This window comes from Shewanella morhuae (assembly GCF_900156405.1).
Taxonomy (GTDB): Bacteria; Pseudomonadota; Gammaproteobacteria; order Enterobacterales; family Shewanellaceae; genus Shewanella; species Shewanella morhuae.
This window is the reverse complement of record NZ_FTNN01000002.1, coordinates 200,522-226,226: the sequence shown is the minus strand read 5'-3', so window position 1 is coordinate 226,226 and position 25,705 is coordinate 200,522. Positions and strand designations below refer to the sequence as shown.

The following is a 25,705-nucleotide window of genomic DNA, read 5'->3' as shown; positions in this document are numbered from 1 at the left end:
ACGGTGTGTCAAACGGCTAGGTAATATCTTAGTTTTTTGGTGGTGTCTTGGGGTTATGTTAGCTACAAGGGCAGGAGCGCTCTTGCTAGGTGATTGAGAACGCAGCTGACGCTGCTTAATGTGAGTTTAAAATGATGCAAGTAAAGCAAGCTACTGTAACTGTTTTATATTATGACGCGCCTGTAGGATTAATTATGCACAATGCTGTACTCGATGGTTTATCAATTAGTGAGTTGGGGCGCGTGATGATACCTGCAAGTTTTCGTAAGGGAAAATCAATTATCGCGGTACTCGAAGGCGAATGTAAGATATTGAACTCATTAGGTGAACGGGTTTTTGCACAGCCTAATATAGGATAATCTTTCAGACGAGTAGGTTAACCTTTCAAGCTCGTTATATCTGAAAATAGTGATATATATTGCACATTTTGGTCGTTCAGGCTTGTTAAATTTCAGATAAGAAAAAGGACTGAAACCTTAATGGAATCAGTCCTTTATATTATTTGGTGGAGGCGGCGGGACTTGAACCCGCGTCCAGAACACCTACATCCAAGGCGCTACATGCTTAGTCTCTCTTTTAGTTAACCCGAATAAACTCCGAAAGACAGGATTTCATTGGGTGAGTCCGGTACTATTTCGCGGTTCACCCCCGGACAGAGTTCCCTCGCTATCAAATGTAATATGACCATCTGTATACACTGCCCATTTGAGAAACATGTGTCAGATGGCTAGCTAGCCTAAGCTGCTAGAGAGTAGTTAGAGTCGTTTGCAACTATAACGGTGCGGCTTTTTACGAGGCCAACCGCCCCTCGGCATGCTCCCAGGGTTTCGTGAATCCTGTCGAATCCAGAATCGCCCCCAAGACGTTGATTGTAACCCGTAGTCTAATGATCACCTAGCATCATTTACTTCAAGTTCAATCGTTTGTTCATTATCCGTGCATTTTCTCTTTTTTCATCACTCGGGCTTTTTCTACTTCCCATTCACGCGCTTTAGTATCTTCGCGTTTATCGTGATCTTTTTTACCTTTACCCAGACCTATTTCCACTTTCACCCACGCACCTTTACGCCAGTACATTGAGATCGGAATGATGGAATAGCCTTGACGCTCGACTAAGCCTGCTAGTTTATCGAGTTCTTTACGGTTGAGTAGTAGTTTTTTTAGACGTAAAGGGTCGCAGATTACATGTGTCGATGCTGTATTTAGGGGAATAATGGTACAGCCATGCATGAAGGCTTCACCATTTTTCAAAAATACGTAGCAGTCGGACAGGTTTACCTTACCCATACGAATAGATTTAACTTCCCATCCCATAAGAGATAGTCCAGCTTCCATTTTTTCTTCGAAACGGTATTCGAAGGTTGCGCGCTTATTACGTGCGATAGTCGCAGGCGCTGCTTTGCTTGATTTTTTCTTTACCATAGTGCCGCCATTATACGCACGGAGAATCAATTTGATATTGATATAAGGATTTATTTAGTGAATTTCAAGGCTTCATCGTGTTGTTGCTGTTTTTTTGAACGCAATATCGTTATTGAGCTAACTGCGCGGCGCCGTGCAAGGGGTGCGTTTTTTGTGTATCGTGATAAAATCTGAGCAAATTTCGATTGCTTCCTTAATTGCTTCTTTTATGCACATGATTTTTTTAGTGTATTTTGAGTTTATTAGGGTTGCGTGAATACGTTAGTAAAGAGTGCTAGGTCCTATGCCGCAAATTTCTCGAAGTGTGTTAGTCCGTTTTAGTGCGATGCAAATGTATAACTTAGTCAACGATGTTGAGTCATATAAAGAGTTTTTACCAGGGTGTGTAGGAGGCAAGGTCCTCGAGTTTGATGGTCAGACTATGCTGGCATCTGTGGATGTGAGCAAAGCAGGGATCCGTAAGACGTTTACAACCCGTAATCAGGTCATTCCTGGTAAGCGTATTGATTTAACGTTAGAAAATGGACCCTTTAAGCATTTACTTGGGCAATGGCGTTTTACCGAACTGACTGAAGATGCCTGCAAAGTAGAGTTTGAGTTGAGTTTTGAGTTTTCAAACTCGTTAGCCGATATGGCTTTTGGCAAAGTGTTTAATGATCTTATGATGTCAATGGTAACCGCTTTTACCAGCCGAGCTAAGGTGATTTATAATGACAAATGAAACAGATAAGTTTGTGGTCGATGTCGTTTATGCATTGCCCACGCAGCAAAAAGTTATTCCGGTGAATGTCAGTCCCGGTACCTCTGCGATAGAGGTAGTACGTTTGAGTAACATAGTCAGCTTTTTCCCTGAGATTGATTTGGATACCGTCAAATTAGGTGTATTTAGCAATGTAGTTAAGCATGACCAAGAGATTTTACCGGGGCAAAGGGTTGAGATTTATCGTCCTCTAATTGCCGATCCCAAAGATGTTCGTCGGCGTCGGGCAGATAAAGCGAAGGATGAAGGCCGAGCAAATAAAGTGACGGGCGGGCGTAAGTCGTGAGTTTATAGCGCTAATAATAAAGAGCCCTGCAATGGCAGTGCTCTTTATCATCAAAAAGTGTGAGCTGAAAGATTTAAACATAACTAAAAAGCACTCATTGTTGAGTGCTTTTTTATCGCATTTTCAATTAGGCTAGTTACATAATCTGCGATACTACTTTATTGGTTTTGTTATTTGTGCTTCAGTTTCGTTTTCTTGAACTAATGGTTTTTCATCAGGGCGTTGTAATGGGATCTGCGGCACTAACTCGGTTTTATTACTCGTGGGTAAACTACTTTGTTCTAGTGGTGTATTAAATTCTTTGTTCAGCTCATAATCGCCGTTCACTGCAGTGAGTTTGTCACCTGTAAAGTGCAAAATAAGTTCTTTATGAACAATGCTCGCATCACGGCCACTTTTATAATGATACACATAATACCAAGTATCGTTGGCAAAACTATCACGTAACACAGGGCGCCCAAGGATGTATTCGGCCTGTTCCTTAGTCATATCAATACGCAACTTTTCAACTTGCTGCGGTTCCATGTAGTTACCTTGTGGAATGTCAGGTTTATATATCAACCAATCGAATACGCTACAGGCACTGAGCGAAACAGAGAGCGCTACAGCGCTCAACAGGGTAAGACTTTGCTTTTTATTGATCATTGTATGCGCTACTTCTGAAAATCTGGCGGCCATAATACCCAAGCATTCCCCCTCATGACAAGGGCAATTGGGCTTTGCTGCCGTCATAGATAGAATTGTGTGAGTTTTCGACCCGTTATGTCGGCTTTAGTTCTCTTTTTTACAGGATATTTATTATTTCTCGTCTTTGAGGTCGATGGTTGAGAGTGGCTTGTAACCCCTAATTGAGGTTATTTTTACCTATACCTATACCTATACCTATACCTATACCTATACCTATACCTATACCTATAGATATAGCTAGAGCTAAGTTAGGTCATAAAGTTAGGTCATAAATTTTATTTATAGTTTTTTTGTTAAAGCGAAGGAATTAACTACATAGTTAAAAAGTAGCGGGCACAAGCGGATAAGCATAGTAATGCGCTTTAAATCAGATTAAAGTTACCGATATGTTTAATTTTGGTGTTTTATCGTCATGTTTTGGTGAGTCTAGATACTGATTAAGGATGGATATTTTGGGTTCTTTAGTTTGCGTTGGTACAGGTTTACAGCTGGCAGGACAGATAAATGTGATGAGTCGCAGTTATATTGAACACGCGGATATTGTGTTTTCACTCTTGCCTGATGGTTTTTCGCAGCACTGGATCCAGCAAATCAATCCGAATGTCATTAATTTGCAGCAGTTTTATGCTCAAAATACGGAAGTTAAGAATCGTCGTGATACTTATGTAGAAATGGTGGCAGCTATTTTAGAAGCGGTTCGAGCCGGTAAAAAAACTGTATGTGCACTATATGGTCACCCAGGTGTATTTGCCTGTGTATCCCATTTAGCCATTCGACAGGCTAAAGCAGAAGGGTTTTCGGCAAAAATGGAGCCAGGAATATCAGCTGAAGCCTGTTTATGGGCCGATTTAGGTATCGATCCTGGCAACTCGGGCCATCAAAGTTTTGAAGCCAGTCAGTTTATGTTTTTTAACCATGTACCCGATCCAACAACGCATTTATTGTTATGGCAGATTGCGATAGCGGGGGAACATACGTTAACGCAGTTTCATACGACCACGGATAGATTACAGATTTTAGTTGAGCAGTTAAGCCAATGGTATCCGATGGATCATCAAGTGGTCGTGTATGAAGCCGCAAATTTGCCGATTCAAGCGCCAAGAGTTGATTATTTACTTTTAAGTGAGTTACCCAAGGCACACTTGTCTCCAATCAGTACTTTGCTGATCCCTCCGGCAAAAAAGCTCGAATACAATTATGCTATTTTGGCTAAGTTAGGGATCGGCCCCGAAAATTTGGGCTAAATTGTAGTGCGATATAGAGTCATTATTAATAGTAAGGAGAATATATGTTTACATTATCGGATTTTTTTACCCAGCTAGGCCAAGATGCGCAGTTGATGAAAGACTATAAACAGAATCCAGAGGCTGTAATGTTTGCCCATGGCTTAAGTACTGAAGAAATGGCAGCCGTGATGGCTGGAGATCTGAAAAAACTCAAAAGCCTGAGTGGGGATGGAGATTACCAATCTTTCCTATTAGTTAATCATGGTAACCGTTCTGATTACCATGAAAATGTGATTAGTTTAATAGAGTCAAAATTGAGTAGTTCTAGAGTTGGTATTATTTAAACTAATTTGAAGGAATAAGCATGTCTACATTATCGGAGTTTTTTACTCAGATTAGCCAAGATGCACAGTTGATGGAAGACTATAAACAGAATCCAGAGGCTGTGATGCGTGCCCATGGCTTAATTGATGAAGAGATTAATGCTGTGATGAGCGGAAATATGGAGAAACTAAAAACGTTAAGTGGATATGAGAATTATCAATCTTACCTTGTTATTTCACATGGTAATGGTGATTAATTGAAGCTTTTTGGCGTGTACATTTCGGCAATATTGAGCATACTCTGTATGCCCTCGATTGCTGCATCTACAAATTATGATGAAACGCTAACTAAGATTGAAAAATTACAACATTCCGATTTACCCGCTGCAATAAATCTACTTAAAACGATTGAATCTGAATTTGATACGATGTCACGCTCGCAACAGGGACAGTTTTTGGTCTTTAAAGGCGCAGCTTCTATTTATGCTGGGCAGTATCAAGCTGCAATCGATATGTTGAGTCGCTCAGAAGCCTTACTGAAAGATTCTGATATGCTATTTTCTGCATATAGCTATGAGGCGACAGCCCATATTGCTTTACGTGATTTCAATGATGCTTTCAATGCGATGGGAAAGAGTCTTGGGTTAATTGAACGAATAGATGATATTAATCTCAAACGTGCATCATATTTACGCTTGGCTAGTTTATATTCGGCAATGGGGATTATTGAAGAAGTTCCAACATATGCAGCTAAAGCCTATGCTCTCGCTTCCCCTAATGATGTTAAAGATATTTGTGTATCTAAATTATATTTATCCGTCCATCAGCTAGAGATAAAGTCTTATTTTCAAGCATTTGAGGAATTTAAATCCACTCGTAGTTATTGTGAGTCTAATGGTTATCCACTAATTGCATATATTGCATTAAAAGGCATGGGGGAATCCAAGCTGAGATTGAATGAGCCACACTCAGCTGTATCTTATTTATTAGATTCTCTAAAAGGTTATGAGTCATTTAATTTTCAGCTTGAGATAAATAGTGCGCATGAGTTGCTAAGTGAAACTTATTTGATGTTGCAAGACTTTGCGAAAGCAGAGTTACATGCTCAATATATTATGAAACTTTCGGATGACTCTAGTAATACTATGCTGAAGCACGGTGCATCTCGCATGCTCGCCAAGCTAAATGCTCAAAATAAGCAATTTGAGCAAGCCTATGAGTACTCAAGAAAAGAGCAACAGTATAATCAGTTAATTTTTGATGAGTCCAAGATGAAGACACTCGCTTATCAAGCTGCCCAATTTAACGCCAATGAGCAGTCGCGTGAAATCTATTTACTTAACAAAGAACGTGAGTTATATGTTTCTCAGCAAACAGTAAAAGAACGTGAATATACTAATATGCTGATGTTTATCACTATTCTTTTAGGGGGATTGTTCTTTCTCGGTATTTTACTGGCTGTTGGCCATGCGCAGAAACGTAAATTTATGCGTATGGCGAGAATGGATGCACTGACGGGCATATTGAATCGTGGTGCTGGACAGGAATTGGGGGAAAACCTTTTTGTGCAAGCCACTGCCCGCGGTGGGGATTTTTGTGTCATTTTATTTGATTTAGATTTATTCAAACATATCAATGATTCCTATGGTCATGGTACGGGCGATTGGGTGCTAAAGAAGGTCGCAGATTCTTTAAAATCCTATATTCGTAATGGAGATGTATTTGCCCGTATTGGTGGTGAAGAGTTTGCGATTCTGCTGCCTTACGCGAATGAAGAAAAAGGCATGGAAGTGGCGGAGCTGTGTCGAGCACGCATCGAAGCGATAGAGACACAGCATTCTGGTCATAAATTTGTTATTACTGCGAGTTTTGGCGTGAGTGGTTTAATGGCTGATGATTTGAGTCTCGATCCATTATTTCATCGTGCCGACATGGCGCTTTATGCTGCTAAATCTCTTGGTCGCAACACCGTTGTGCGTTATTCCGAAGCACTTAAGTGCGATCAGCAAGCTACAGATTTACGGCGCTATGTTGCATCAACCTCAATATCCTAAAAAGTATTAGCTATTAAGTGGTCGGTTACGTATTGACTGCTATTCCTAAGTTCACAACATCGAGTTTGTTACGCTAGTGTTATAGACTGCTAGCCATATAAGCAGGACTTATTAGATCTTATTGTCTTTAATCACATCCTTTGTGTGTTTTCTCGTCTCTAAACATTGTTAACATCAAAAAAATTATACTATTTACTGAATTGCCTTGACCTTGTTTATAAATAAATGGGATACCATAGCTGATCGTTACACTCGCTGTGGCGGGGTTACTTGATGTAATTATGTGTTTTCTTTTCTCTGTTGGAGCCTTCATGGAACACTCGAGTTTACTCACCTCAGTGCTACTTTTTTTATTAGCTGCAGTCATCTTTGTTCCTTTGGGCAAACGTTTTGGCGCCGGCCCAATTCTTTCCTACCTTGCTGCAGGGATTATTTTAGGCCCAGGTGGCATGGCATTGGTTTCTGACCCCGCTGCTGTATTGCACTTTGCCGAGTTGGGTGTGGTATTGATGTTGTTTGTGCTGGGGCTTGAGTTGAACCCAAGTAAATTATGGGAACTACGCAGTGCTATTTTTGGTTTAGGTAGCGGCCAGTTGTTATTGTCATGGGCCGCGATTGGCGGGTTAGCTTGGGGCTTTGGTTTGCCGGTAGAGGCCGCTCTAGTGGTTGGCGCGGCGTTATCTTTATCATCAACGGCTTTTGCCGTACAACTGATGAATGAGCATAGATTACTCACTACACCGCTCGGACGTGATGCTTTTGGTGTTTTATTACTGCAAGATCTGGCAGTCATTCCCATGTTACTGCTGACGGCATATTTAGCGCCAAACTCTGCTCAGATTGAGCATCACACAGTTCCTTGGTATTGGACTAGTCTCGCATTAATTGGTTTTGTACTCGTGGGCAAATATCTATTGCCCAGAATACTTAGGCTCGTTGCAAGCAGCGGAGTACGTGAAGTGCTGACTGCTTTTGCATTGTTATTGGTGATGGGTAGTGCTGAGTTAATGGAGTGGTTAGGGCTCTCTGCGGGGATGGGAGCTTTTCTTGCGGGTATTATGCTTGCAAACTCCAGTTATCGCCATCAACTAGAAACTGATATCGAGCCTTTTAAGGGATTATTGCTCGGGCTATTTTTTATGGCAGTCGGTATGAGTATGGATTTGAAGTTATTCTTAACCGATCCATTAGTCATCTTAGGCATTTTAATTAGTATGTTGCTGATTAAGACCATTGTATTAATGTTGCTTGGCCGCATTAGGCACCATAAGTGGCGGCCGAGTATTGTACTTGGGCTTATTCTTGCTGAAGGTGGTGAATTTGCATTTGTACTATTATCGCAAGCACAGATATCTGGGATCCTTGGCGATAAAATCGCTCAAATACTAGTGCTTGCCATTGGCTTATCTATGGCGATTACTCCGCTGCTTTTTACCTTGTTTCGCGCCACTAAACCTAAGGTTGTAGACACGCGTTTGCCTGATACCATTAATGTTACTGAGTCTGAAGTGGTGATTGCAGGCTTTGGTCGTGTGGGCCAAATTACCGGTCGTATTCTGGCATCATCTGGGATCCCTTTTGTGGCTTTAGATAAAGATGCTAGCCATGTGGACGTTATTCGTAAATACGGTGGTGAAGTGTATTTTGGCGACGCTAGGCGTTTAGATATGTTGATGTCTGCGGGGATTGCCCGCTCGCGTTTGTTATTACTTGCCGTTGATAGTGTTGAGGATTCTATCGAAATAGCCCAGCAGGTAAAAATGCATTTCCCACACGTTAATATTATTGCACGGGCAAGGGATCGTAATCATGCTTATCGTTTGATGAGTTTGGGAGTAACGGACATATTTCGTGAAACGCTAGGTTCTGCACTCGGTGCGAGTGAAAAGGTGCTGCAAGGTTTAGGGTTATCTCAAGTTCAAGCCAGCCAGCGAGTGAAGATTTTTGCTGACCATGATAAAAAACTGTTTATAGAGAGCGTCGCTCATCAGCATGACTTAGCCGCTTTAGTTGATTTATCTAATAGAGGTAAGGCGGAGTTAGAATCATTAATGCGTGGCGATAAGGAAAACGTCAGTTAATTCAATGATATTGTTTAATTATTCGATATAAAAAGAGAGCGTTAATGCTCTCTTTTTATTAGGCTAGTACATCAACATTTATCTTCTATTTGGTGCTAGAAACTATAGCTGTACTGTAGTTTTACGTTACGTTCTTCACCTGGCATACCACCGAGGAACATCGCTTTGCTATAGTAGTCTTTATTAAGCAAGTTATTAATGTTGAGTTGCACCTTCCAAGTATTAGTGCTGTAACTCAGTGCAGAATCAAGGACGGTGTAGTTAGGTACATAGCCATCTGGGATACCGAAAGAACTTGAATGTGTGCTTCTATCATCAACAAATTTAGCTCCTAGGCTCAGCTCAATCGGGCTTGGTAAAGTAAACCAGTCGGCGCCATAGGTTACCCAAGCGCTAGCGGTGACATAGGGAACACCCTTTTGACGGCTATCGTAGTTTGCTTTGTCATTCGGGTTTTGTTTATCTCTTGCATCTTGGTACATGCCGTTAAGATTAACGCGCCACTGCTCATTGAGATGGGCATTGAGATCCAGTTCAATCCCTTGAGTATCTTCGCTACCATCATAGAAATAGATAGGGATATTAGGCGTTAGCACACCATTGGTATAATCCGGGTTACCGTAAGGCACATTAGTACGTGAACTTTTAAATAGCACCAGTGATCCCAATAGTTGATCTTCAAATGCCTTAAAGCGCATACCTAAGTCGTTGCTGATTGATTCAGAATCATCACGATCTGCATCACTACCTTTTACTGCATCTAACACGCTGTAGGCGGTACGCCCTTTGGAGTGGTTGATAAAAAACGATAAATCTTCAATTGGCATATAGGTTAAGCCAAGGTTATAGGTCATACCGTTGTCAGTTGTATCTGCTTCTGGTGTTGCTTGGGATTGACTGATGCTATAACGGGGATCAAGGCCAAAATGCTCATAGGCTTGTTTAATTTCATTAAAAGCTACGCCAATTCGCGTGGTAAAGCCGTAAGGAAGATATCCCACATGCTGTATGCCTACACCCCATGCACTCACTTTTTTATCATAGTCAGCAGTTTTGAGTGGGTCGTAATCTTCAAAACGGCCAGAGCCCCAATTAGGCCGACGAATATCGTAGATATACGGTAAACTACCCTGATAAGTGATGTTGCCTGATTTGTCTTTAAGCACTTGATCGGCATCATAAATAGAATATTGTTTGAAACGAATATTACGATCTTCATAATTGGCATTGATCAATAATTCATTATCTATGCTGCCGAGCTGAAAGTCATAACGCAGATCGGCAAAGTACTGCCATGAAGTCTCATCGGCATCAAGTTTACGATATTCCTGACGTCTGGCGGCAAAGGGATATAACACGTCATTTTCAACCAAAGGTGCGCGGGGATCGGCATTGATAGCACCTTTATTATTCCAATAGACATAATTATAAGCGCCAGTTTGGCGAGCGAATCCCGAGGTATAGTCGCGATATTGCAATTGCTGATTAAGGAATAAATTATCGTTAAAGTAAATATTATGGGTCAGTTTAAATCGTAGCTCTTTGCCCTCATTATCCTTAGCCATTGGTGAAATTAATCCCGCATCACCAAAAGAATAGGGCGTTAAACCGTCGCCATTTGATAAAGAGGCCGCAAGCTGTTGACGCTGCGCATCGGTCAACTGAATGCCTTTACCGTTAGGATCGTTGATCAAATCTTGCCAAGTCACATCCTCTGCATTTTTGCCGCCAACAGAATCTGCATTATAAATGCGGATTGGATGACCGATAGAGTCCACAGCCACAGCATCTTTAATGTAAGCACCTGAAAGCATTAAATCTTGGGTATCACTTAATACCCATTTTAATGCGCCATAGATTTCGTCTCTGTCTGTGCCGATATCGCGATAGCCATCACTGCGGGCTGATTTTGCAACTAAGCGGTAGGCAACATCGTCGCTCAGTCCACCGGTGCTATCTAGTGCAAGGGAGTAGGTATCCCATTGTCCCACTTCAGCTGAAAATTTATGTTTTGACTCAAATTGTGGCTTTTTTTCAATAAGGTTAATCACTCCACCTGCGCTACCCATACCATAGAGTCCAGTTGCTGGGCCTTTTAATACCTCAACGGATTCAACGTTTGTTAAAGATCGTGTTGGATTAAATGTATTGCCTAAGCCTGCACCACCATACATACCGTCATAGGTGTAATTAGCGCCTAAACCACGGATCACTAAGTTGTCGCCAATACCATAGTTGTTTCCTGCTTGAGTGACGCCGCTGATATTGCGGATCAAGTCTTGAAGGTGAGTCGCGCCTTGGGCTTCGATCAGTTCCTGATCAACAATCACAACCGCTGCAGGGGTTTCCATCAATGACATATCGGATTTAGTAGCAAGTCCTGAGTTTTTAACAACAGAGTTTTGTCTGCCATAAACCGTAATACGTTCAATATTAGCTTCAGTATCTGCTGAAACAGAATTCGATTCGGCATATGCCATATGAGATAAAACAGAAAGACAAGCGAGTGCGGTTAGCGATAAAGGAAATAGTTTCATCTTGGTTTCCCTAATTAAATTAGTCGCGAATGATAATGATTTGCATTTTAATTGCAACATATGTTTCATTATTTATCGTTTGAACGGATTATCTATCGCCAAATATCTTGAAATGAGGTTTTTGGTAAGACTTACAAGAATTATTGTGAGTCATGATTTTGTGTAAAAATGCGGAATTTCCTGCTACCTCGTTATTATTTCAAATTTGTTTCAATTTTTTTAGAAAAAAGTAATTTATTTTTAGGGTTAACTACCACATCCCACCTTGTTGATCGAGAAACGCAACCCTAAGCAGCATTCATATTAAAAACGCCGCACATCCTGTTTACGTAAACGTCAAATATAAACGATCGTTTAAATTATTCAGTGGTACGACCTTTCCTATCTGCATGATTTATATCTGTTTACCTTGTTAACCTTCGCTGGAGTTCAAAACGTTGGTGATTTTCTACTTAGGTCTAATAGGATGAATTAGCTGTAATTAATAAATTACTAATCGTTATTTAATTACGTAAGTTATTACTTTGTGGTTGGCGTGGTAAAGTTGTCTGACAAGTTTAACCGACATTAAATGAACGGGTTCGGTATCTTGTTTTTATTGATTAAAAATCAGTTGCTTGATGTTTAATTGTTTACTTGGTCAGACCAATTATTATGAAGGTAACGATTAAAATTACTGCTATTTAATGACAGGTTAGACTGTTGCAAATACAAACGTTTATCGGTAAGTTTTAGTTCGAAACAAACATTTGATGTTTTTTGGTGAGATTATAAACGCAATAATTTTGAATATGGCGGTTTTATTAATCACTGCAAAACCTGTAGTTAAGCTTGTAAAGGTTCAGCCTTTTGGGAGGGCATTAAGATGACGGCACATACTTTGAGTGAGCAGCAATTAAATTCAGCACCGGATACTACTGCAAACCACTTTGCACTTAATATTGTGGGGCGCGAAATCCCTGGGCAAGACGTCATCTTTACTGAAGGTGCTATTACATTACTAGAGTCCCTTTGCCGTGAGTTTGCCGGCGAAGTGCCAACGCTACTGGCTAAGCGTAAAGAAAAACAAGCCCGAATAGATAAAGGATCATTGCCAGACTTCTTAGCAGAAACTCGTGCTATCCGTGATGGTGCATGGCAAATTCGCGGTATTCCCGATGACTTGCTTGACCGCCGCGTGGAAATAACTGGTCCCGTTGAGCGCAAAATGGTAATCAATGCGCTAAATGCCAATGCCAAAGTGTTTATGGCTGATTTCGAAGACTCTTTAGCACCGAGCTGGGATAAAGTCGTCGAAGGTCAAATCAATTTACGTGATGCTGTTCGTGGCGATATTGAGTACACAGCGCCAGAAACCGGCAAGCATTACAAATTAGGCCCAAATCCAGCAGTGCTTATCTGCCGCGTTCGTGGGCTGCACCTTAAAGAGAAACATGTGCAGTTTAATGGTGACGCGATCCCTGGTTCGCTATTCGATTTCGCGCTGTATTTCTACCACAACTACCGTCAACTTCTGGCAAAAGGCAGCGGCCCCTACTTTTATATTCCTAAACTTGAAAGTCATATAGAGGCGCGTTGGTGGGCAAAGGTGTTTGCTTTTGTTGAGGATAGGTTTTGTCTGCAACCTGGGACCATTAAGTGTACTTGCTTGATTGAGACGTTACCTGCGGTATTTGAAATGGACGAAATTCTTTATGAACTGCGCTCTAACATCGTCGCGTTAAATTGTGGCCGCTGGGATTATATTTTTAGTTATATCAAAACATTAAAACGTCACAGCGACCGAGTGCTGCCAGATCGCCAAGCGGTGACTATGGATACGCCTTTTTTAAGCGCTTATTCACGATTATTGATTAAGACTTGTCACAAGCGCGGCGCCTTAGCGATGGGCGGTATGGCGGCCTTTATTCCGACGAAAGATCCTGTTGAAAATGAAGCGGTATTACAACGGGTTCGCAAAGATAAAGAGCTAGAAGCCCGTAATGGTCACGATGGAACTTGGGTTGCACACCCGGGTCTTGCTGATACAGCAATGGGGATTTTCAACGAGTACATAGGTCAAGATCATTGTAATCAATTGCATATCACCCGTGATGTGGATGCACCAATCCTCGCCAGCGAACTACTGAAAACCTGTGACGGTGAGCGTACTGAACAAGGTATGCGTCTCAATATTCGTATCGCGCTGCAATATTTAGAAGCATGGATCAGTGGTAATGGCTGTGTACCTATTTATGGCTTGATGGAAGATGCGGCTACTGCAGAAATTTCTAGAGCTTCAATTTGGCAGTGGATCCAGCATGGTAAGTCATTGTCAAACGGCAAGTTAGTCACTAAACAGCTGTTTAAAGATATGTTGGTAGAAGAGCTTGTCAATGTGAAAAAGGAACTCGGAAACGACAGGTTTACCCACGGTAAATTTACTCAAGCGGCGGTGTTGCTTGAAGATATTACCACTTCCGATGAACTAGTCGATTTTTTGACCTTACCCGGTTATGAAATGCTGACCGCTTAAAGGCAATGATTTTGCATTAACTGCTTCACATAAAGGATTGAACAGTGGTTGGTATTTTCGCTAACCCTATAATTTAGCAAGCATAAAACTGGGGAAGTTTCATGCTTGCGACAACATCAAAGACCAAGGAGCGACACTATGACTCATGCAAAAAATCAGGCAACGACTCAGACTTCACGTCAAGAACAAGTTGATGCAATCAAGCGAGATTGGGCAGAAAACCCACGTTGGAAACATGTACGTCGTCCTTATACTGCTGAAGAAGTGGTTGCACTTCGCGGGTCAATCGTGCCTGAAAATACTATTGCTAAACGCGGTGCGGCAAAATTATGGGAACTGGTGAACGGCGGCGCTAAAAAAGGTTACGTGAACTCATTAGGTGCATTAACAGGTGGTCAAGCGGTACAACAGGCGAAAGCGGGTATCGAAGCGATTTACCTTTCTGGTTGGCAAGTGGCTGCTGATGCCAACTTAGCTGGCACTATGTACCCAGATCAATCTTTATACCCAGCGAACTCAGTACCTGCGGTGGTTTCTCGTATCAATAACTCTTTCCGTCGTGCTGACCAAATCCAGTGGGGCAATGGCGTTAATCCAGAAGATGAAAAATTTGTTGATTACTTCCTGCCAATCATTGCTGACGCAGAAGCCGGTTTTGGCGGTGTATTAAACGCATTTGAATTGATGAAGTCGATGATCGACGCAGGCGCTGCCGGTGTTCACTTTGAAGATCAGTTAGCATCAGTCAAAAAATGTGGTCACATGGGCGGCAAGGTATTAGTGCCAACCCAAGAAGCGGTACAAAAACTGGTTGCTGCACGTTTAGCGGCGGACGTGAGCGGGGTGGATACACTGGTTATCGCCCGAACAGATGCTAACGCGGCCGATTTGTTAACTTCAGATTGTGACCCATACGACCGTGATTTTGTGACAGGTGAGCGCACTAACGAAGGTTTCTACCGTGTTAAAGCGGGTCTTGACCAAGCGATTTCTCGTGGCCTTGCTTATGCACCTTATGCGGATTTGATTTGGTGTGAAACCGCTAAACCGGATTTAGAAGAGGCGCGTGTTTTTGCTGAAGCGATTCATGCTCAATACCCAGATCAACTGCTGGCGTATAACTGTTCACCTTCGTTCAACTGGAAGAAAAATCTGGACGACGCCACTATCGCGCGCTTCCAGCAAGCCTTGTCTGACATGGGCTACAAGTACCAGTTCATCACTTTAGCCGGTATTCACAACATGTGGTACAACATGTTCGATTTAGCCTACGACTACGCTCGTGGCGAAGGCATGAAACATTATGTTGAGAAAGTTCAAGAGGTTGAGTTTGCCGCAGCGAAAAAAGGTTACACTTTCGTCGCGCATCAACAAGAAGTGGGCACAGGTTATTTTGACCAAGTGACTACGGTTATCCAAGGTGGCCATTCATCAGTGACCGCACTGACAGGATCTACCGAAGAAGATCAATTCTAAGTTGTGAGCATTGAGGATGAAACATAGTGATTGTGTTTCATCTTTGATTACGCCTCATCCAGATGCTTGTGGTGAGGCGTGATATAAAGCTCGATATAAAGTGCAAGACGGGCTGTGATGAGTTACCGGCTTTGTTACTTTAATCTCGAGTTAGTGAAAGAGTGTTACCTGTAAACCTGTGTTAGCTGCTTTGCAGCCGTTATCTTCGTGCCGTTCACCTACATGTTCAGCACGGATTTTTAAGTCAACTCTTGTGACTTAACTTCCTACCCAGTAAGTTTTTGCTTGCCTTAGCTTGGCGACTCTATGAGTCGCTATTTTTTTGCTTATTCATTTACCATCACGCTGATTAATATGGTGCAGCTTGGTGCAGCTTGGTGCGGTTTGGTGCAGTAATCAGATTATTTTACAGTAGCTTATTGCTATCGCATTGTTATTTAATGGATGTTTATTCTGGCCTGAAAAATGCTCTAAATGATGTGGGAAGTTATAGCGGATTAGTCGCATTCACAATAAGGCCTTAGCCATGAAATATTACAGTCGTCGTTTAGTTAAACCTGAGCATTTAAATCCAGCAAATACACTCTTTGGCGGCCAATTGCTTAGTTGGATAGATGAGGAAGCCGCCATTTTTGCGGCTTGCCAGATGAAGAGTACAAGCCATGTGACTAAATTGATTTCAGAGATTAATTTTATGACCCCTGCACATCAAGGTGATGTGATTGAGTTTGGGTTAGCACTGGTTAGTCTCGGCCATAGTTCCATTACAGTGAGTTGTCATGTTCGTAATAAAATGACCCAAGCGCCGGTGGTCAGTATTGATAAGATAGTGTTTGTACATGTGAATGCCCAAGGTTTACCAGTGCCACATGGTATTAGGGCAAATGCGGCCTAAGCTAGCTTTAGCGTTACAGCAATCATCACCGCTACCAAGCAATGTGACCATACGTCACTGTGCTGAGTGACGATTTATCAGCACAATGGTTGTGGCTTAGTCTGTAGTTAAATCTTCTTTTACCGACTTCACCGCATCTCGCGAGGCGTGACCTATAGCTTTTGTGGTATCTCGAGTCGCGTGGCCTATCTCAGTGGTGACCTCTTTAGTGGTGGTGCCGATGGCACGGCCCGCATCTTTTAAATCTGCACAGGCAGATGTAGCGAGTAATAAAGGAATAATAATGAGCGTCGCTTTGTTCATTGTGATGCTAATCCTCAATTTCAGTTCGTAACCCTATTCATGGGCAATATGACAGCTCAGGACAATATAACAGTTCTTCAGGCTAGTCACTCGATTAGGCGGATTATCTATCTTGGTGTGATTACATGCTTTGGTTTGATTTGAGGGAGTATGAAATCGAACTGAGTGCTTGAGTGGTAGATAAAAACGCCAGTGATGTTATTGGCACTGGCGTCTCAGGTCGCTAAATAATACTGCAAAGATTATTCGATTTTAGCTAAACGCTGTTGGTAGTCTTCAATAAGATGTTGCATGATTTCTTCAGGAGCGGCATCGTCACAGCAGTTGTCTAAAAATATTTTAAAGGTGGCTAGTGCGTGGCGATCATGTTTAAGCCTGTCACTTTTCATCGAAAAATAGGCATCTTCATTTTCAGCCTTGCGAACGACAAAATTACCGCTTTCGAAAGATTTATCACCTGAGATTTCATGCCATTTAGTTATACGATTTAATGCGATCTCACTGGATTGGTTCATCTCAATATGGTTTAACCAAGTTACGGGATTTTCAGCGTCTTTGTAGTGTGGGCATCTAACAGTGTAGTTATATACGTGGGTGATTGCAGTCATAGCGTACCTACCTTTTCGAGGATATTGTTGCCATCATAGGCATCGTTTTTGAATTCGGTCAATCATTAATTAATTCTATTTATTTTTGATGTTTTTGGACGAATAAATATTGTTATTACATAAAAATTAAACATTTACTTAATTTGTGATAGTGCTATTTAGCATGAGTTTTATGTTAATAACCATGTGCTAGATCTCAGTTTGAGATGAAGTTTCGTATTTGCTGAATTACTGATTAATAAAGCACCAATGGCTTGGTCGTGAGGATTAAAATGTGAGTGCAATAAAAGTGATGAGTAAAGCGTGTGGACTTTGAATAGATATTTACTTAAAAGCAAAATGGACAGAGGCCCATTCGTTAGAACGGGCCTCTCAGCTGGCTTCATCTTTTGCAGGGAAAAAGCGAACTAAACAAATTCTATCTGATCTCGAATCACATGTAACCCATAGAGATCACACTTTTTATATCATTTTTGCGAATAATATGTGAGTTTCAGAGCATTTATCCCGTAACTTGCTTGTTTGTGAGTGTTTGTTTTTTTAATTGAGTTTAATTTGATGTTTGTTGGTTGTTTTTTGTTTATTTATTGTAGTGGTTTCAGTTTGTTATCTTGACTAAAAATATACAAAGCCTTCAATAATACTTGTGTTACTGAAGGCTTAAATGACTTATTTTACAAATTACAGCGCGTTAGTAAAAATCTGACAAATTTCCGCATGAGTTGCTTGTTTGGGGTTCGTGAAACCACACGCATCCTTTAAAGCATTATCAGCAAGTGTCGGGATATCTTCAGCCTTTACACCTAATAAAGTCAGGTTTTCAGGGATCTTAACCGTGACAGATAGCTTTTTGATCGCCGTGATCGCAGCAGCAGCGCCTTGCTCATCTGACAGACTTAATACATCCACACCCATAGCTTTGGCAATATCCTTTAAGCGTGCAGGAACGACCTGCGCGTTGTATTGCTGCACATGGGGTAGCAATAGCGCGTTACAGACACCGTGGGGCAGATCGTAGAAACCGCCTAACTGGTGCGCCATCGCATGCACATAACCTAAGCTGGCATTGTTAAACGCCATACCCGCTAAAAATTGCGCATAAGCCATTTGTTCGCGGGCATTGATGTCTTGGCCATTTTCGACCGCGTTTACTAAGTTAGCCTGAATTAATTCTATCGCCTTGATAGCACAAGCGTCGGTGATCGGGTTAGCTGCAATCGACACGTAGGCTTCAACAGCGTGAGTGAGCGCATCCATACCTGTTGCCGCGGTCAGGCCGGCCGGCTTTTTCAGCATAAGTTCAGGATCGTTGACCGACAGTAAAGGTGTGGTGTGTTTATCGACAATCGCCATTTTTATGTGGCGGGTTTCGTCGGTAATAATACAAAAACGTGTCATCTCACTGGCGGTGCCAGCCGTTGTATTGATTGCCACTAAGGGTAATTGTGGTTTAGTCGATTGATCTAACCCTTCATAATCTTTAATGCTGCCACCGTTAGTGGCAACAAGGGCAATACCTTTAGCACAATCGTGGGGAGAACCCCCGCCAAGGGAAATTACAAAGTCACACTTGTTGGCCTTTAACAGCGCTAAACCCGCCTCAACGTTCGCCACGGTTGGGTTAGGTTGTACACCATCAAATACCGTAGAAGTCACACCACTTGTAAGCAATTTTTCAACGACTTCACCAACCAAGCCAATTTTGACTAAAGGCTTGTCTGTTACAATTAAGGCATGTTTAAAGCCTAAGGTTTTGATATCACTGATAGCCTCGTCAACTGCGCCTTGACCCAAAACGTTAACGGACGGAATAAAAAATTTAGCAGCCATAAATCCACCTAGTTAGTTGTTATCTGTTGTTATTTAAAGTTACTTTCTGTTCTGGTAATCAAGCTACCAATTAAGGGGTAATAAAAGTGTGAGCCTGATCGGGTTCAGTGCTTACTTGCAGGTAATTTCCCACTAAAGTTGGAACTAGGTAACCCAATATCGAGCTTTTATGACGAGTATGAGTATTGATATACGCGATGATTTTTTTGTATGGTTAAACTATGGCTAAACTATGGTTAAACAAGTCTTAATCCCTCACTTTTCAGCTTTTCTCGCTAGTGTTTTTATTTTCTATCTTGCCGCTTAATTGTTAAATTCAAACTAGCTAAAGCCTAAAACTTTAATTTTTACGGCATCTAAATTAATAAATTAGTTAGATATCTAATGTTAGTTGATTCGTCATACGACGGCCTGCTATTGGTTTTAAGTTATTGAAAAATAGATTTTAGTCTGTATTTGTTAGGTCTGATATTTTTATCGCTATCTCTCTATGGGGTTAGTTATTGCGGTACTTTATATTGATAGTTACACCACTAATCATTATCATGTTTGTTAACTGGACGTTCAATTAACGTTTTTTATAACATTGAGAGTGTGATCATTTCTTGAGTATTTATGCCTAAAACCCCAATGAAGTTAATACGCAGACAGCAGCTTATTGATGCAACTTTAGTGTCGGTTGCCCAGCATGGGTTACAGCACACCACCATTAATAGCATTAGTCAGTTGGCGGGAATGTCCTCTGGGATAATCAGCCATTACTTCAGTGGTAAACAGGGGCTCATCCAAGCAGCGTTGCGCCATTTACTTGAGCAGCTAAAACAGGCGTTACTCAATCGAATCCAAGGACAAGTTCTGGCGCCAACAGAGCGTTTAATGATGATCGTTGAAGCTAATTTTACCGAGTTACAGCGCTCGCGAAATGTAACTCATACTTGGTTGAGTTTTTGGGCGCAGGCCGTCCACGATCCCCAGTTAGCTCGTTTACAGAATATCAATAGTCGCCGTTTATACAGCAACTTACATTTTTCCTTTCGACAAGTATTGCCGAGTGAATTGGCGCGGACGGCGGCGCAGCAAACGGCGGCGATGATCGATGGGTTTTGGTTACGTAGTGCCTTAAGTGAAACCCCTGAGCAGGATTTTGTTCAAGCCGAAAAATTATGCAAAACCTTTATCCACAATGTGATAAAGCAGTATGGAGTTAATACATGTCAGTAGAAGTACAGTACAACTTTATTGCGGGGCAATTACTCGCTAACGACAGCGGTGAGACCTTCGATGTCGTCAATCCTGCCACAGGGCAAGTGGCGTATCGAGTGCAAGTCGCCGATGAGAAAATTCAGTTAGCCGCTATCGACAGTGCCAAAAAAGGCTTTGCCATTTGGTCAGCCATGAGCGCCACTGAGCGCAGTCGTATTTTGTTAAACGCGGTGGCGCTGTTACGTGCTCGTAATGATGAACTGGCAGCAATAGAAGTGCGCGACACAGGCAAGCCTTGGCAAGAAGCTTCAGTGGTTGATGTGGTCACAGGCGCAGATGCCATTGAATTTTTTGCCCATATTGCACCGGGTTTAGAAGGCGCGCAGCAACAAGTGGGAGGTGATTTCTATTACACCCGCCGCGAGCCTTTAGGTATTTGTGCTGGTATTGGTGCGTGGAATTACCCACTACAAATTGCCTGTTGGAAAGCCGCGCCAGCCCTAGCTAGCGGTAATGTGATGATTTTTAAACCTTCAGAAGAAACACCGCTTGGCGCACTTAAATTAGCGCAGCTCTTTAGCGAAGCGGGTTTGCCTGATGGCGTATTTAACGTTGTGATGGGCGATGGCAACGTTGGCGCTTGGTTAACGGGTCATCCTGATATTGCTAAAGTATCTTTCACGGGTGAGGTAAGTACCGGCAAAAAGGTCATGGCCGCGGCGGCAAGTTCGCTTAAAGGCGTGACAATGGAGCTTGGCGGTAAGTCGCCGCTTATCGTGTTTGATGATGCCGATATCGATAATGCCGTTTCAGGCGCCATGCTCGGTAACTTCTATACCCAAGGTGAAGTCTGTACAAACGGAACTCGGGTGTTTGTCCATGAGTCTGTTTATCCTAGTTTTATTGAAAAACTGCTCGCGCGTACCCAAGCCAATATAGTCGTTGGCGATCCTATGTCACCTGAGACTAACTTTGGCGCACTGATCTCTAAAGATCACCAACAAAAAGTGCTCGATTATATTCAGCAAGGTCTCGACGATGGTGCAACATTACTTGCCGGTGGCACGGCGTTAACGCCGGATAATGCACCTAACGGTTACTTTGTTGCCCCGACCATCTTCACTAATTGCACCGATGACATGCGTATCTGCCAAGAAGAAATCTTTGGCCCTGTGATGTCGGTGCTCACCTTTAAAGATGAAGCCGAAGTGATTGCTCGGGCAAATAATACTGCCATGGGCTTAGCTGCTGGAGTATTTACCCAAGATATCAGCCGTGCTCACCGAGTTATCCATCAGCTACAAGCCGGAATTTGCTGGATTAATGCCTATGGCGCATCACCTGCAGAAATGCCGGTTGGGGGTTATAAGTTGTCGGGTATTGGTCGAGAAAACGGCAGTGAGACACTCAAGCATTACACGCAAGTTAAAGCTGTTTACGTGGGTCTACAGCCCTTAGAAAGCCCATTTTAAGGAGCCTATTTTGGCCGCATCAATCCCACAAAGATATTATAACTACATCATAGTTGGCGCTGGTTCTGCTGGTTGTGTACTGGCTAATCGCTTGTCAAAGGATCCTAAAAACGAAGTGTTGTTATTAGAAACCGGTGGCAGTGATAAGAGTATTTTTATTCAAATGCCAACTGCGTTGTCTATCCCGATGAATAGCCCTAAATATGCTTGGCAGTTTGAAACGCAGCCTGAGCCGCATTTAAATAACCGCAAAATGCATTGCCCTCGTGGCAAGGTACTTGGCGGTTCATCATCAATTAACGGTATGGTGTATGTCCGCGGTCATGCTCGGGATTTTGATGAGTGGCAGGCACAAGGGGCGACAGATTGGGATTATAGTCATTGCTTACCTTATTTTAAGAGAGCCGAAACCTGGGCCTTTGGTGGTGATGAGTACCGCGGCGAATCTGGGCCGTTAGGGGTTAATAACGGTAATCAGATGCAAAATCCGTTATATCAAGCCTTTATTGATGCAGGCATTGCGGCGGGGTATTTATCGACTACCGATTATAATGCGGCGCAGCAAGAGGGTTTTGGCCCTATGCATATGACAGTAAAAAAAGGCGTGCGCTGGTCGACGGCTAATGCTTATTTACGCCCAGCAATGGCTAGACGTAACCTTACGGTTGTAACTCACGCCTTAGTGCATAAGGTGTTATTGGAAGGACAAACAGCCGTTGGCGTTCGCATAGAACACAAAGGCAGCGTTGAAGACATACGCTGTAATAAAGAAGTCATTTTAGCCGCAGGTTCAATAGGTTCGCCGCATTTACTACAATTATCGGGTATTGGCGATCCCCAAATATTGGCTGATGCAGGGGTTGAGTTACAGCATGCATTACCCGGTGTCGGTCAGAATTTACAGGATCATTTAGAATTTTATTTTCAATTCAAATGCCTTAAACCTATCTCTCTTAATGGCAAATTAGATCCACTCAGTAAAGGCTTAATTGGGGCTCGCTGGATATTAGATAAATCTGGATTAGGCGCGACTAATCACTTTGAGTCCTGTGGTTTTATTCGTTCAAAAGCAGGCCTTGAGTGGCCTGATTTACAATACCACTTTTTACCTGCAGCCATGCGCTACGATGGCAAAGAAGCCTTTGCTGGCCATGGCTTTCAGGTGTATGTGGGTCATAACAAACCTAAAAGCCGTGGTGCGGTTACGTTAGTGTCGGCAGATCCTAAGATTGCGCCAAAAATTCAATTCAATTATTTACAACATCCCGATGATATTGAAGGTTTTAGAGCCTGCGTGCGCTTAACTCGCGAGATCATTAATCAAACACCATTTGATGAGTATCGAGGGGAAGAAATTCAACCAGGAACGGCAATACAAACCGATGCGCAAATCGATGCCTTTGTGCGCCAATCGGTTGAAAGTGCTTACCATCCTTCTTGCTCTTGCAAGATGGGCACAGATGCGATGGCTGTGGTTGACCCGCAAACCCGCGTACATGGTTTGCAGGGTTTACGTGTGGTGGACTCTTCTATTTTTCCGACTATTCCGAACGGTAATTTAAATGCACCGACCATCATGTTAGCCGAGCGTGCTGCGGATATGATTTTAGAGGTGGAGATGTTAGCGCCAGTAGACTGTGCCGTTATTGTTGCAGATGCTTGGCAAACCACACAAAGAAGTACTGCTACAAATTAAGCATAGGTTTGTTTTAACGCTAGTTCGTCTTAATGGCGGACTAGAGTCTTGCATTTAAAAGTGGCTTTAATGAGTCACGTTATTGAAAGGGGCGGTCAACCCGCAGTTGCTCTGCATATGATCACTTTCACGACTGAACATCTATCAGGGTTTAACTATCGCAAAGTGTTTTTAAGTAGCGATATTTAAGGCTTGAGGGCAAGTTGCTGCCTTTAAAAATAGTTCAGTTTTTATTATTAAATAAAAACATGGAGTTATATTTTATGGATTTATATCCTCATGCCTACTTTTACCCAGTATCAACTGGGGGGGAGTGCATCTTATGACCTGGTTATTATCTGCAGGAATACTGTTCACGTTTACTGCCATCGCATTTATTGTTTATCGTTGGGGTAATATCCGTTGTATCGGCGTGACGCCGGTACGCACGTTCACCTTTATCGCGATTCTATTTACCTCAGGCTTAGATGTCGGCTTGATCATGTTTCCGCTGACCGAATTTGCCGGTTATGCCAATGTGGCAGCGAATCCTGAATACGGCTTTACCAATCCATTGGCGCTAGAGTTTGGCTTTTGGGCCTTTTTGATTTGGGGCTTTTACTTTTTAACCTGTTTCTATTTTTGCGTGATCGAACCTAGAGTTAAGTATTTTGAAATCCCGCTGATAAAACTGATTAATAATGTCGTCATTATTGGTACTTGTGCTTTTACTGCCTATTTATTACTGAGCAATTTACCTTGGTATTTACCCGAGTTAGGTGATGGAAAAACGATTATAAGTAGTTTCTACTTAATCGTTTTTATAGTGATTGCCGCAGCGATATATTCCAGTACCAGCATACGTTATGTGCGAATTTTGAGTTTAACTAGCACTTGGTTGTTTTTAGGTTTGATTACTGTGATGTGGGGCAATGCCTTTTTATCGGCCGATTCGAGTGTGGGTGAATTCTTTACCACCTTTGCCTTACTAGGTGACTACTTCGGTAATATTCAAAAGTTTGTATTACCCATCAATGACTACCATGAGTTTTATCTATTTTGGTGGTTTGCGTGGAGCATTATGATTGGGCAATTTACCTCGCGCTTTGTTGGCGGGATGAAAACTTATCAAGTGTTGTTAGCCATGATGGTGTTTCCCTCTATCCCTATCGCAATTTGGTTCACGGTACTTTATTACTACAGCGCTAATGGCTTAGATACCTCGGGTTTCTATAATTTAGCGATGGTGATCGTTGGCGTGACCTTTGTGATTAATTCATTAGATTCACTTATTCGTCTTTATACCGACAACCTAAATCTAACCATTGAACGTTTTGGTAAGCTGAAATATATGAGCTTTAATTTAGTGTTACTGTGCAGCTTAACCTTACTTTTCAAATTAGATTTTCTTGAAATCCAATGGGTTGGTGCTGTTTCGCTTGGACTGATCTTTAGCTGTTTTGGCTATATCGTGATGACACAATTATCCACAGTGAGCGGGATTGAACGCTCGCCCAAAGAGAATAAAATCGACTTTACTAAAATTGAGTTAGCCAATTAATGGAAAAATCTACAATGAAATCAATATATCTTTACTCTATTGTCGCTGGATTATTACTAATACCGGCAGCGGCCAATGCCCAGTTATCGGCGACCATTAAGGCAACTTCGGATTACACTTTTAACGGCGTCAGCCAAACTGACAACGGCCCCGCGTTGCAAGGAAGTTTGGATTACGGTTTTGATTCTGGCTGGTACGTGGGGAGTTTTACCTCTAACGTCGATTTTGGTGGTGATGATGACACATGGTTAGAGCTGGATGCCTATGCGGGTAAAGTTTATCAACTGAGTGAACAGCTAAATCTCGATATTGGTCTGGCTTATTATACTTACCATGGTGATTCGTTTTCTGATGACTACAACTATCCAGAGTTATATAGCAAGCTGGGCTACGATACTTCCTTGGGTCACTCTGAAGCTAAGTTAACCTATACGTGGGATTACTTTGGCTTAGGCGGCGGGCATTATACTATGTTGCTCGGCCATACGATTAGCATCGCTGAAGGTCATGATATTCGCCTAAGTGTTGATCGCTCGACGTCACTTGATGAAGATAGATGGTCATGGGACGGTGGTAAATCCTTTAATCATTATCGCATTGCTTATATGACCGATTGGAGTGGTTTTAATTTCAGTCTGGCTGCTGAAGATACCAGTATGAACTTAGACACCAGTGACGAGCGTCTCGTGTTGTCGGTATCGCGTCAATTCATGTTGTAAGCGAGAGGACTTTTACTGCAAAAGTCCTTCCTGTGGGTGAGTTCAGTGGCACTTTCTGGTAAGGTGCACTGG

Annotated in this window: 22 protein-coding genes and 1 other RNA gene; 16 read left to right on the top strand and 7 right to left on the bottom strand. The window is 42.3% G+C overall.

What is annotated here, in order from left to right:
• The first annotated feature begins 134 nt into the window (after positions 1-134).
• A complete protein-coding gene (locus tag BW947_RS03325) occupies positions 135-359 on the top strand; it encodes a TIGR02922 family protein (protein WP_076497073.1) in 225 nt (74 codons plus the stop codon).
• Between the two features lie 144 nt (positions 360-503).
• Here the strand turns inward: BW947_RS03325 and ssrA are convergent.
• Positions 504-859: a transfer-messenger RNA gene (ssrA, locus tag BW947_RS03320) on the bottom strand.
• 71 nt (positions 860-930) lie between these two features.
• Entirely contained in the window at positions 931-1,422 is a 492-nt protein-coding gene (gene smpB / locus BW947_RS03315; RefSeq protein ID WP_076496900.1) for an SsrA-binding protein SmpB, read from the bottom strand.
• Between the two features lie 283 nt (positions 1,423-1,705).
• On the opposite strand from smpB, the gene BW947_RS03310 reads away from it, so the two are divergent.
• The gene (locus BW947_RS03310) at positions 1,706-2,143 is read left to right on the top strand and encodes a type II toxin-antitoxin system RatA family toxin (protein WP_076496899.1); all 438 of its coding nucleotides are present in this window, start codon (positions 1,706-1,708) and stop codon (positions 2,141-2,143) included.
• The gene (locus BW947_RS03305; protein ID WP_076496898.1) at positions 2,133-2,468 is read left to right on the top strand and encodes an RnfH family protein; all 336 of its coding nucleotides are present in this window, start codon (positions 2,133-2,135) and stop codon (positions 2,466-2,468) included. The genes BW947_RS03310 and BW947_RS03305 overlap by 11 nt, the downstream gene beginning before the upstream one ends.
• Before the next feature lie 153 nt (positions 2,469-2,621).
• Here the strand turns inward: BW947_RS03305 and BW947_RS03300 are convergent, their stop codons facing one another.
• The gene (locus tag BW947_RS03300; protein ID WP_107884014.1) at positions 2,622-3,113 is read right to left on the bottom strand and encodes an outer membrane protein assembly factor BamE; all 492 of its coding nucleotides are present in this window, start codon (positions 3,111-3,113) and stop codon (positions 2,622-2,624) included.
• A 494-nt stretch (positions 3,114-3,607) separates the two neighbouring features.
• Between BW947_RS03300 and BW947_RS03295 the strand changes: the two genes are divergently transcribed.
• From BW947_RS03295 to BW947_RS03275, 5 genes are all read left to right on the top strand, one after another.
• The gene (locus BW947_RS03295; RefSeq protein ID WP_076497071.1) at positions 3,608-4,399 is read left to right on the top strand and encodes an SAM-dependent methyltransferase; all 792 of its coding nucleotides are present in this window, start codon (positions 3,608-3,610) and stop codon (positions 4,397-4,399) included.
• A gap of 44 nt (positions 4,400-4,443) precedes the next feature.
• Positions 4,444-4,725 (top strand): hypothetical protein, encoded by a 282-nt coding sequence (locus tag BW947_RS03290; RefSeq protein ID WP_425272268.1) that lies wholly within the window; start codon positions 4,444-4,446, stop codon positions 4,723-4,725.
• Positions 4,726-4,745: 20 nt separating this feature from the next.
• Positions 4,746-4,961 carry a hypothetical protein gene (locus BW947_RS03285; RefSeq protein WP_076496897.1) on the top strand — a complete coding sequence of 72 codons (216 nt, stop codon included), beginning with the start codon at positions 4,746-4,748 and terminating at the stop codon, positions 4,959-4,961.
• A 48-nt stretch (positions 4,962-5,009) separates the two neighbouring features.
• Complete coding sequence (locus BW947_RS03280) at positions 5,010-6,758, top strand: GGDEF domain-containing protein (RefSeq protein ID WP_076496896.1); 1,749 nt, start codon at positions 5,010-5,012, stop codon at positions 6,756-6,758.
• A 311-nt stretch (positions 6,759-7,069) separates the two neighbouring features.
• Positions 7,070-8,839 (top strand): monovalent cation:proton antiporter-2 (CPA2) family protein, encoded by a 1,770-nt coding sequence (locus tag BW947_RS03275; protein ID WP_076496895.1) that lies wholly within the window; start codon positions 7,070-7,072, stop codon positions 8,837-8,839.
• A gap of 95 nt (positions 8,840-8,934) precedes the next feature.
• Here the strand turns inward: BW947_RS03275 and BW947_RS03270 are convergent, their stop codons facing one another.
• Positions 8,935-11,376, bottom strand: coding sequence for a TonB-dependent receptor (locus tag BW947_RS03270; RefSeq protein ID WP_076496894.1), 2,442 nt, complete (start codon positions 11,374-11,376; stop codon positions 8,935-8,937).
• A gap of 865 nt (positions 11,377-12,241) precedes the next feature.
• Here BW947_RS03270 and aceB point away from each other — a divergent pair.
• From aceB to BW947_RS03255, 3 genes are all read left to right on the top strand, one after another.
• A complete protein-coding gene (gene aceB / locus BW947_RS03265; RefSeq protein WP_076496893.1) occupies positions 12,242-13,891 on the top strand; it encodes a malate synthase A in 1,650 nt (549 codons plus the stop codon).
• A gap of 138 nt (positions 13,892-14,029) precedes the next feature.
• Entirely contained in the window at positions 14,030-15,367 is a 1,338-nt protein-coding gene (gene aceA, locus BW947_RS03260) for an isocitrate lyase (RefSeq protein WP_076496892.1), read from the top strand.
• 526 nt (positions 15,368-15,893) lie between these two features.
• Entirely contained in the window at positions 15,894-16,262 is a 369-nt protein-coding gene (locus tag BW947_RS03255) for an acyl-CoA thioesterase (RefSeq protein WP_076496891.1), read from the top strand.
• 96 nt (positions 16,263-16,358) lie between these two features.
• Here the strand turns inward: BW947_RS03255 and BW947_RS03250 are convergent, their stop codons facing one another.
• The 3 genes from BW947_RS03250 to yiaY form a co-directional block, all read right to left on the bottom strand.
• On the bottom strand, positions 16,359-16,565 hold the full coding sequence (locus BW947_RS03250) for a hypothetical protein (RefSeq protein ID WP_076496890.1): 207 nt from the start codon (positions 16,563-16,565) through the stop codon (positions 16,359-16,361).
• A gap of 242 nt (positions 16,566-16,807) precedes the next feature.
• Positions 16,808-17,173 (bottom strand): cytoplasmic protein, encoded by a 366-nt coding sequence (locus BW947_RS03245; protein ID WP_076496889.1) that lies wholly within the window; start codon positions 17,171-17,173, stop codon positions 16,808-16,810.
• 681 nt (positions 17,174-17,854) lie between these two features.
• A complete protein-coding gene (gene yiaY, locus BW947_RS03240) occupies positions 17,855-19,003 on the bottom strand; it encodes an L-threonine dehydrogenase (protein WP_076496888.1) in 1,149 nt (382 codons plus the stop codon).
• A 615-nt stretch (positions 19,004-19,618) separates the two neighbouring features.
• On the opposite strand from yiaY, the gene betI reads away from it, so the two are divergent.
• The 5 genes from betI (at position 19,619) to BW947_RS03215 (ending at position 25,633) form a co-directional block, all read left to right on the top strand.
• Positions 19,619-20,224: a transcriptional regulator BetI gene (gene betI / locus BW947_RS03235; protein ID WP_076496887.1), complete on the top strand. Its 606-nt coding sequence runs from the start codon at positions 19,619-19,621 to the stop codon at positions 20,222-20,224.
• Positions 20,215-21,678: a betaine-aldehyde dehydrogenase gene (gene betB / locus BW947_RS03230; protein ID WP_076496886.1), complete on the top strand. Its 1,464-nt coding sequence runs from the start codon at positions 20,215-20,217 to the stop codon at positions 21,676-21,678. Before betI ends, betB begins: the two co-directional genes overlap by 10 nt.
• A 10-nt stretch (positions 21,679-21,688) precedes the next feature.
• Entirely contained in the window at positions 21,689-23,374 is a 1,686-nt protein-coding gene (gene betA / locus BW947_RS03225) for a choline dehydrogenase (RefSeq protein WP_076496885.1), read from the top strand.
• A gap of 322 nt (positions 23,375-23,696) precedes the next feature.
• Entirely contained in the window at positions 23,697-24,914 is a 1,218-nt protein-coding gene (locus BW947_RS03220; protein ID WP_076496884.1) for a choline transporter, read from the top strand.
• Positions 24,914-25,633, top strand: coding sequence for a TorF family putative porin (locus tag BW947_RS03215; protein WP_373455337.1), 720 nt, complete (start codon positions 24,914-24,916; stop codon positions 25,631-25,633). The genes BW947_RS03220 and BW947_RS03215 overlap by 1 nt, the downstream gene beginning before the upstream one ends.
• Positions 25,634-25,705: the final 72 nt, after the last annotated feature.